Raw genomic sequence first — 7692 nt, 5'->3', positions numbered from 1 at the left:
ACACCCCCCCCCCCAACGACTCGGGTCCTTTCGTGAGCGCGCACCCGTCGGCGAGGGCGTGCGGGGGGCGGAGCCGCAGTCCGCCGGGCGGCGCCGGCCGCGGGTCAAGGGGTCGGCTGGGGGCGGGTGGTGCCGGGGAGGCAGGCCACTGCCGGGTTGTAGGTCTCGTGGACGCCGTTGGGGTTCTTCTTCCACAGCCACAGGTGCAGGGCGTAGTGGACGGGCTGGCCGGGGAAGTTGCCGCGCTGCGGGCCCTTGAACGCCCGGCCGAACAGCGAGGGGCGGTCGTCGTCCGTCGCCGGGTCCTGGTCCCGGTCGTAGACCAGCCACTGGGCCCCGACGAGCCGCTTGCCGCCGCGCCCGTCGTCCTCGTAGTAGAGGGCGGCGGGCTTCGCCGGGTCCAGGGAGTTGTCGTACGCGTGGTTGAAGTGCGGGTATCCGAGCGCACCCGGTCCCGTGCGGTTGACGACGCAGTACTTGTCCGGCACGTAGCCGGCCGCCACCGCGTTCGCGTGGCGATGGTAGGGGGCGGTCGCGCCGTACGCGGCGCCGCGCTCGACGGCGGCCCGGCCCGGTTCCGCTCCCGTGGGGGCGGAGGCGGAGGCGGGTGCGGCGAGGGCTGCCAGGGCGAGCGTGGCGGCCGTCGTGAGGACCAGGGCGGGACGTCGGGCCATGCGCGGACTCCTCGGGGCGGTGGGCTGGACGAAGATCCCATTCCCCGCTTCGCGGAAAGCGCCACCCGGCGTGACCGTACGGGCGCCCGCCGATCGGCCGAACGCGGAGCTCCGCACCCGCCGGCGGCGGCCCGCCCGGCCCCGCCCCGCCCGCTCCCGCCGGGGCGGGAGCGGCGCCGGCGGCCCCGGCCGCGCGGGCGCGGGGACTCACCCGATCGGGCAACGGGCCGTTTCGCGACGGGCCCGCGCAGGGAAGCGGTGGGTCCGGGGAACCCCGGGGGTCACGGAGGGCGCGGAACATGACGCAGGACGACGCGGCACCGCACGGCGGCGGAACACTGGACGACATCGTGTCGGCCGTGTCCGCGGGCGCCCCGGAGTACCGGACGTGCCCCCACCCCGCCTACGCCGCACTGCGCGAGCAGGCCCCGGTGTGCCGGCTGACGCCCCCGCACGGGGTCGACACGTACCTCATCACCCGCTACGACGACGCCCGGGACGCCCTGTCGGACCCCCGCTTCAGCAAGAACATGCGCGGGGCGATCGAGACGTACCACGCCGTGTACGGCAGCTTCTTCGACGCCCTCGACGACAACGTCCTCTTCTCGGACCCGCCGCGGCACACCCGGCTGCGCCGCAGCCTGCGGAGCGCCTTCACCCCCAGGCGGGTGGAGGGCATGCGGGCGAGGGTCACGGAGATCGCCGAGGAGCTGCTGCGCGACTGCCGGAAGCGGAACGCTGTCGATCTGATGACGTCGTTCGCCTTCCCGCTCCCGATCGCGGTCCTGTGCGAGCTGATGGGGATCCCGGACACGGACCGCGGTGAGATCCTGGAGCAGTTCTCGGTCGTCACGCGCGCCCGGTTCGACCCCCGGCTCAAGGCGGAGCTGAGGGCCGCCGAGGAGTGGCTGCAGAACCGCCTCGGGCAGCTCGTCTCGCACACCCGCGAGAACCCGTCGGACTCCTTCCTCAGCGACCTCATCCGGGCGGAGGACGCCCTGGACGACGCGGAACTCGTCTCGTCGATGTGGGTGATCTTCTTCGCGGGCCACAAGACCACCGCGTTCCAGATCGGGAACACCGTCCTCAACCTGCTGCTGCGGCCCGACCAGCTGGCGCGGCTCCGGACCGAACCCGGGCTGATCCCGCAGGCCGTCGAGGAGATCGTCCGGTTCGAGGGCTCGGTGGAGACGTCGACCTTCCGGTACGCGGCCCAGGACGTCGAGATCCGGGGAACGGTCATCCCCGAGGGCTCCCTGGTCCAGATCGCCATCACCTCGGCGAACCGGGACCCCGCCAAGTTCGACTCCCCCGACGTGCTGGACGTGACGCGCGAGGGAATCCAGGGCACGCACCTGGGCTTCGGCCACGGGACCCACTACTGCCTGGGGGCGCCGCTGGCGCGGCTGGAGCTGGAGGTCGCCCTCGGCTGCCTGCTGCGGGAGTTCCCGGAGATGCGGCTGGCGGACGCCCGGGAGAGCGAGGCGGCGTGGCTCCAGGGCCCGGTGGCGGCGTTCCGGGGGCTCCAGCACCTCCGGCTCGTCCTGGATCCGTCCCTCCCCACGGCCCCCGGCCCGGAGCCGACGGCGTCGACCCCGGCCTCCGCGCCGCCGGTGAGCCCGGTGTCCCCCGTGGCCTGAACGGTCGCGATGATCTCGGCGGTCCCGACCGGGCCGCAGGCAACTCCCGACCCACGGAAGGCGGACCGGCATGCCGGACTCCACGAGCACCTCCGAACGGCACCTCGCCGGCGTCGCGGCGGACGGGCCGCCGGTCTCCGCCGCGGGCCCCGGCGAGCTCGTCCGCGAGGAGCCGGGCGACCGCGCGCGGGGCCGCGCCGAGGCGCACCCGGCCCCGTCCAGGATCGACATGCACCACCACTACTGCGCCCCGGAATGGCGCGAGTGGGCCGAGCACCACGACTTGGTCCAGCCCGGGCAGCTGCCGCCGTGGGCGCGGCTCGACACCGAGGCCTCCATCCGGTTCATGGACCGGGCGGGCATCGCGACGGCCGTGCTCAAGCCCATGCTGCCGGCGCGCTACCGCTCCTCGGCCCAGCTGCGCGAGGCGATCACCATCACGCTGCGCTCGATGATCGAGGTCGCCACCTCGCATCCGGGACGGTTCTCGTTCTACGCGCCGCTCTTCCTGGACGACCCCGACGCCTCCTCGTGGGCCGTCCGCCGCGGGCTCGGCCAGCTCGGCGCCGTCGGCGTGAACGTGACCGCCAACTACGGGGGCGTCTACCTCGGGGACCCGGCCTACGACCGCCTGTTCCACGAACTGAACGACTGCTCCGCGGTGGTGGACACCCATCCGCACAACCTCCCGGGGGGCCCGCCCGGCACCGCGACGGTTCCGGGCATCCCGAACTTCCTGTGCGACTTCCTGCTGGACACCACGCGGGCCGCGGTCAACATGATCAGCAAGAGGACCCTCGACCGCTTCCCGGACATCTCGGTGATCCTGCCGCACGCCGGCGGCTTCCTGCCGTACATCGCGACGCGCATGCAGGCCCTGGGGCGGTTCTGCGACCCGCCGGTCGATCCCGGCGCCGTCCGCGACCACCTCGGGCGCTTCTACTACGACACCGCCGGTCCGATGGCCCCCGCGGCGACCCTGCTAACGCACGTGCCCGCCGACCGCGTGCTCTTCGGCACGGACTGGCCCGCGGCCCCCGCCGACACGGTCACCGACCTCGCGCTCCCCGCCCTGGAGGCGGACCCCGCCTTCACCCCGGAACAGCTCCAGGGGATCTACCGCGGCAACGCGCTGCGGCTGATCCCCCAGCTGGCGACGGTCTGACCGCGGCGCCGGGCCGTCAGGCCTTCGGCAGGGGTGCTTCGAGCGCCGCCTTGAGATTGCGCAGGGTGGTGCGGATGTTCCTCTGCTGGAAGTCGGCGAAGGTGTGTCCGCGCGTGGCCACCCGGTCGAAGGCGTTGGCCGCGAAGTCGGGCCACGCACGCCGGTCGTCGGTCCAGGTCTCCGTGACCCGGGTGCCCTCCGCGGCGGGCTCGAACCGGTACTCCCAGGTGGCGATGGGCCCCGGCAGCCTGGGCCGCCGCAGGCCGATGGCGTGCACCCTGAACCGGAACAGCCGGTCCTGGTCGGCCGCGGTCACGGTGCAGCGCGTGGTCCAGCGGAAGGGGCCCCGCTTGTTGTGGCCGTCGAAGACCATGCCGACGTACGCCGCGCCCGCGTCGCCGTGCAGGGTGGCCCCGAGGTTCTCCGGGCTCCAGCCTCCCATCAGGACGGGGTTGGACACGTGCTGGTAGACGGTCGCGGGGCCGACGCCGACGAGGATGCTGTCGGACACGCTGAACGTGCGGGACATGGGACTCCGATCTTCGGGTGCTGACGCTACCGTCTGCCCGCCACGCGAACTACCCCCCGGTAACTCCGCGCCCGCCGCGGTACCGGGCCGCCGTCGGGGCGTTCCCCGATCTTCCGTAAGCTCGTGACCGCCCGGCGCGGTCAAGTGGGCTTCCTGGAAAGCGAGTCCGCGGAGCACTGCCCGGGTGGACACGTCAGCCGACCCGAGGAACCACATGCTTCCGTCTTCGAACCAACGTCTGGCGCTGAGCGCCACCCTGCTCACCCTGGTCGCGGCGCTCGCGCCCGCGACCGCCGCCCAGGCCGCGCCAGCCGTCTCCCCCGAGGTCGCGCGGGCGGGCCTGGCGACGCCCGACCTCAAGGCCCTGGAGCAGGCGCTGCTGAACACGACCGCCGCCGGAGCCCCCGGCGCCATGGCCCGGTTCAGCGGCCCCGACGGCGTGGTGACCAAGGCCGTCGGCGTACGCGACACCGGCGCCGGCGCCGCCATGGACCCCAAGGCCCGCTTCCGGATCGGCAGCGTCAGCAAGACCTTCTCCTCCGTCGTCCTGCTCCAGCTGGTGGCCGAGAAGAAGATCTCCCTGGACGCGTCCGTCAACAGCTACCTGCCCGGCCTGCTGCCCGACGACCGGATCACCGTGCGCCACCTGATGACCCATCGGAGCGGGCTGGCGGACTACACCAACGCCATGTTCGCGCAGACCGTGCCCGGGTTCGAGGCGGTGCGGAACAAGGTGTTCGGCTACCAGGACCTGGTCAAGCTGTCGCTGGCCGAGCCGCGGACGACCGAGCCGGGCGTGGCGTACAAGTACTCCAACACCAACTTCGTCGTCGTCGGCATGCTCATCGAGAAGGCCACCGGCAACAAGGTCGCCAAGGAGTACGACCGCCGCATCTTCAAGCCCCTGAAGCTGAAGAACACCTCCTACGTCCACCCCGCCACGGCCGTCAAGGGCCTGCACGCGCGCGGCTACCTGCACCCCGACGAGGCCGGCGCGCCGCTGGTCGACTCCACCGAGCAGACGGTGTCGTGGGCCCAGTCCGCCGGGGCGGTCATCTCCAGCCCGGCCGACCTGAACACCTTCACGTCCGCCCTGCTCCGCGGGAAGCTGCTGTCCCCGGAGATGCTGGACGCCATGACCACCGTGACCCCGACCGACACCACGAACACCCGTTTCTACGGGTTGGGCCTGCGCCGCTACGACCTGTCCTGCGGCACGTCGGTCTACGGACACACGGGCACCGTGCAGGGCTACTACACCTACGCCTTCAGCACCCGTGACGGCCGCCAGAGCCTCGCCGCCATGGCCAACACCTCCAACCGGGGCCAGGCGAACACCGCCCTCGGCGGGACCCTCGAGGCCGCCTTCTGCGGGACGAAGGCCGCCAAGGCCATGAAGTCCCCGGCACGCGGCGCCTCGGTCGCCCCGGCCGAGGTGGACCTGCCCGAGCGCCACGCGCGCTGACGCGACCGGCCCCCGCTTCGCCACCGGCCGCCCGGCCCTCCGGGCGGCCGGACGCCCCGGTCGCGGCCCGCGGCGCGGGGGAACGGTAGCGGGGAATCGGTAGCGGGGTCCCGGGCGTGCGGACTCAGCCGCGCGGGGTCAGTTCGGCCATGGCGTTCCAGCCCTGGCCGGGCACCTGCACGTTGATGATCTCCGGGGTCGCCGCGATGGCCCCGGCGAGGGTCTCCATACCGGCCGCGAAGTGCGCGGAGGCCACGTGTGCGGCGCCCGCCTCGTCGTCCGCGAAGGCTTCCAGGAGCGTGTACGTGTTCGGGTCCTCGACACCGCGCGACCAGTCGAAGAAGAGGTTGCCCGGCTCGGCCCGGGTGGCGCGCGTGAAGTCGTCGACGAGCGCGGGCCAGTTGTCGCTGTGCTCCGGGCGGACGTCGAACCTGACGGCGATGAAGATCATGCGGTCCAGCCTGCCAGGAAGCGCGGGCCGAAGCACGCCCGCGCCCCCGGACCGGCCGGTGTCGCCCTTCACGGCGGCCGGTCACACCGCGATGACGGCCTTGCCGCGCACCTCGCCCGCCCGCAGGCGGCGGACGGCTTCGGGAACCTCGGCCAGCGGATGGACCCGGTCGACGACCGGGGTCACCCGGCCCGCCTCGATGAACCGGGTGAGGGCCAGCAGGTCCTCGTGGCGCACGCCGGCGGCGAGGGGGCGGAGCCGCTGACCGGTGAACGGCGACAGCATGAGCGCCCGCAGCTGCCGGTCGTTGCCCCCGATCCAGGACCCGCCGCCCTCGCCGCCGACGATGACGAGGGTGCCGCGGGCGGTGAGGGCGCGGCGGAGCCGGGAGAGCGGCCGGTTGCCGGCGATGTCGAGGACGAGGTCGTAGCGGACGCTGCCGTCGGTCGGGTCCTGGGTCGTGTAGTCGAGGACCTCGTCGGCACCGATGGAGCGGACGAGGTCGGCCTTGCCCGGACTGCACACGCCGGTGACGCGGGCGCCGAGCGCCTTGGCCAGCTGGACGGCGAAGGTGCCCACTCCTCCCGACGCGCCGAGGACGAGGACGTGCTGTCCGGCCGTCAGCCGGCCGACGTCGCGCAGCGCCTTCAGGGCGGTGCAGGCGGAGACGGGGACGGCCGCGGCCTCCTCGAAACCGAGCGTGCGGGGCTTGGGGGCGAGCTGGTCCTCCTTGGCGCAGGCGTACTCGGCGAACGAGCCGCCGCAGCCGCCGTAGACCTCGTCGCCCGCCCGCAGCCGGGTCACGTCCGGCCCGACGGCCGCCACGCGCCCTGCGACGTCGATGCCCCGGACCCGGTTCGCGGGCGCCCGGAGTCCGAAACCGGCGGCGCGGATCAGGTAGGGCCGGCCGGCGGTGAGGTGCCAGACCCCTTGGTCGACACCCGCGGCGCGGACCCGTACGAGCACCTCGCCCCTCCCGGGCACGGGCTGGGGTATCTCGGCCGGTCTCAGGACCTCGGGCGGTCCGTAGACGTCGTGGACGATGGCCTTCACGGGGTGTCTCCTTCGGTGTCGGGGTACTGGAACACGCCGTCGAGCGGAGCGCTGAACACGCGGGCGATCTGGAAGGCCATCTCCAGCGAGGGCGAGTAGCGCCCCTGCTCGATGGCGATGACGGTCTGGCGGCTGACACCGATTCGGCGGGCGAGTTCGGCCTGGGTCATCTCGCCGTGGGCGAACCGCAGCGCCCGGATCGAGTTGGTGACCCTGGTCGACCTCACCACGGGTGGAATCCGAGCCGGTAGGAGACGAGCTTGGCCACCGAGGAGAGGACGGACGACAGGACGAACGCCAGGTAGATGGCGTTGGCGATCCAGAACTGGTCGACCTCGGCCATGGCCAGCAGCAGTCCGGCCACCCCGCCGATCACGACGAAGGACTGCCCCACGTACTCGCCGAAGCGGTGGATCTCCCGGTCGCGCAGGTCCTTGACGTTGTCCTCGCGGGGCGTGGAGGCGGCCACGGCGATGTGGAGCACGATCTGGGCGGTGATCGCCGCGCCGACCGTCCAGCACAGCGCGGAGACGTAGGGCGCCTGCGCCAGCGGCAGACCCGCGGGCCGTGCGAGGACCAGCGCCAGATAGACCGCGTACGCGGTGACCGCGACCACCAGCATCGTCCAGGCGCGTTTCTCTTCGACTGCCACTCCGGCTCCCCATGTAAAGAATGCTTGACACTCAGGAGTGTCAAGCAGGGGCGACAGCGTGTC

Annotated in this window: 9 protein-coding genes; 3 read left to right on the top strand and 6 right to left on the bottom strand. The window is 73.0% G+C overall.

Going from position 1 to position 7692, the window contains the following annotated elements:
- Positions 1-104: 104 nt before the first annotated feature.
- Complete coding sequence (locus ACFWU6_RS10880) at positions 105-674, bottom strand: hypothetical protein (RefSeq protein WP_383812688.1); 570 nt, start codon at positions 672-674, stop codon at positions 105-107.
- Positions 675-973: 299 nt separating this feature from the next.
- Between ACFWU6_RS10880 and ACFWU6_RS10875 the strand changes: the two genes are divergently transcribed.
- Together ACFWU6_RS10875 and ACFWU6_RS10870 are read left to right on the top strand one after the other, a co-directional pair.
- On the top strand, positions 974-2314 hold the full coding sequence (locus ACFWU6_RS10875) for a cytochrome P450 (protein ID WP_383980440.1): 1341 nt from the start codon (positions 974-976) through the stop codon (positions 2312-2314).
- A gap of 70 nt (positions 2315-2384) precedes the next feature.
- Positions 2385-3479 carry an amidohydrolase family protein gene (locus tag ACFWU6_RS10870; protein ID WP_383799462.1) on the top strand — a complete coding sequence of 365 codons (1095 nt, stop codon included), beginning with the start codon at positions 2385-2387 and terminating at the stop codon, positions 3477-3479.
- Between the two features lie 16 nt (positions 3480-3495).
- Here ACFWU6_RS10870 and ACFWU6_RS10865 read toward each other — a convergent pair whose 3' ends face one another.
- Positions 3496-4008: an SRPBCC family protein gene (locus ACFWU6_RS10865; RefSeq protein WP_383980439.1), complete on the bottom strand. Its 513-nt coding sequence runs from the start codon at positions 4006-4008 to the stop codon at positions 3496-3498.
- A gap of 214 nt (positions 4009-4222) precedes the next feature.
- On the opposite strand from ACFWU6_RS10865, the gene ACFWU6_RS10860 reads away from it, so the two are divergent.
- A complete protein-coding gene (locus ACFWU6_RS10860) occupies positions 4223-5473 on the top strand; it encodes a serine hydrolase domain-containing protein (RefSeq protein WP_383980438.1) in 1251 nt (416 codons plus the stop codon).
- Between the two features lie 124 nt (positions 5474-5597).
- On the opposite strand, the gene ACFWU6_RS10855 is transcribed toward ACFWU6_RS10860, so the two are convergent.
- From ACFWU6_RS10855 to ACFWU6_RS10840, 4 genes are all read right to left on the bottom strand, one after another.
- On the bottom strand, positions 5598-5924 hold the full coding sequence (locus ACFWU6_RS10855; RefSeq protein ID WP_383799453.1) for a putative quinol monooxygenase: 327 nt from the start codon (positions 5922-5924) through the stop codon (positions 5598-5600).
- 81 nt (positions 5925-6005) lie between these two features.
- Positions 6006-6977, bottom strand: a complete 972-nt coding sequence (locus ACFWU6_RS10850; protein ID WP_383980436.1) for an NAD(P)-dependent alcohol dehydrogenase — start codon at positions 6975-6977, stop codon at positions 6006-6008.
- The gene (locus ACFWU6_RS10845) at positions 6974-7207 is read right to left on the bottom strand and encodes a helix-turn-helix transcriptional regulator (protein WP_383799447.1); all 234 of its coding nucleotides are present in this window, start codon (positions 7205-7207) and stop codon (positions 6974-6976) included. Before ACFWU6_RS10845 ends, ACFWU6_RS10850 begins: the two co-directional genes overlap by 4 nt.
- Positions 7201-7629, bottom strand: a complete 429-nt coding sequence (locus ACFWU6_RS10840; RefSeq protein WP_383799444.1) for a hypothetical protein — start codon at positions 7627-7629, stop codon at positions 7201-7203. The genes ACFWU6_RS10845 and ACFWU6_RS10840 overlap by 7 nt, the downstream gene beginning before the upstream one ends.
- Positions 7630-7692 lie beyond the last annotated feature (63 nt).

The organism is Streptomyces sp. NPDC058674, assembly GCF_042716505.1.
In the GTDB taxonomy this organism is placed as follows: Bacteria; Actinomycetota; Actinomycetes; order Streptomycetales; family Streptomycetaceae; genus Streptomyces.
This window is presented reverse-complemented; position numbering and strand designations above follow the sequence as displayed.

Excerpts from the sequence above, each read along its gene's own strand:
- ACFWU6_RS10880 (WP_383812688.1), bottom strand. The coding sequence starts at position 674 with ATGGCCCGACGTCCCGCCCTGGTCCTCACGACGGCCGCCACGCTCGCC.
- ACFWU6_RS10875 (WP_383980440.1), top strand. The coding sequence starts at position 974 with ATGACGCAGGACGACGCGGCACCGCACGGCGGCGGAACACTGGACGAC.
- ACFWU6_RS10870 (WP_383799462.1), top strand. The coding sequence starts at position 2,385 with ATGCCGGACTCCACGAGCACCTCCGAACGGCACCTCGCCGGCGTCGCG.
- ACFWU6_RS10865 (WP_383980439.1), bottom strand. The coding sequence starts at position 4,008 with ATGTCCCGCACGTTCAGCGTGTCCGACAGCATCCTCGTCGGCGTCGGC.
- ACFWU6_RS10860 (WP_383980438.1), top strand. The coding sequence starts at position 4,223 with ATGCTTCCGTCTTCGAACCAACGTCTGGCGCTGAGCGCCACCCTGCTC.
- ACFWU6_RS10855 (WP_383799453.1), bottom strand. The coding sequence starts at position 5,924 with ATGATCTTCATCGCCGTCAGGTTCGACGTCCGCCCGGAGCACAGCGAC.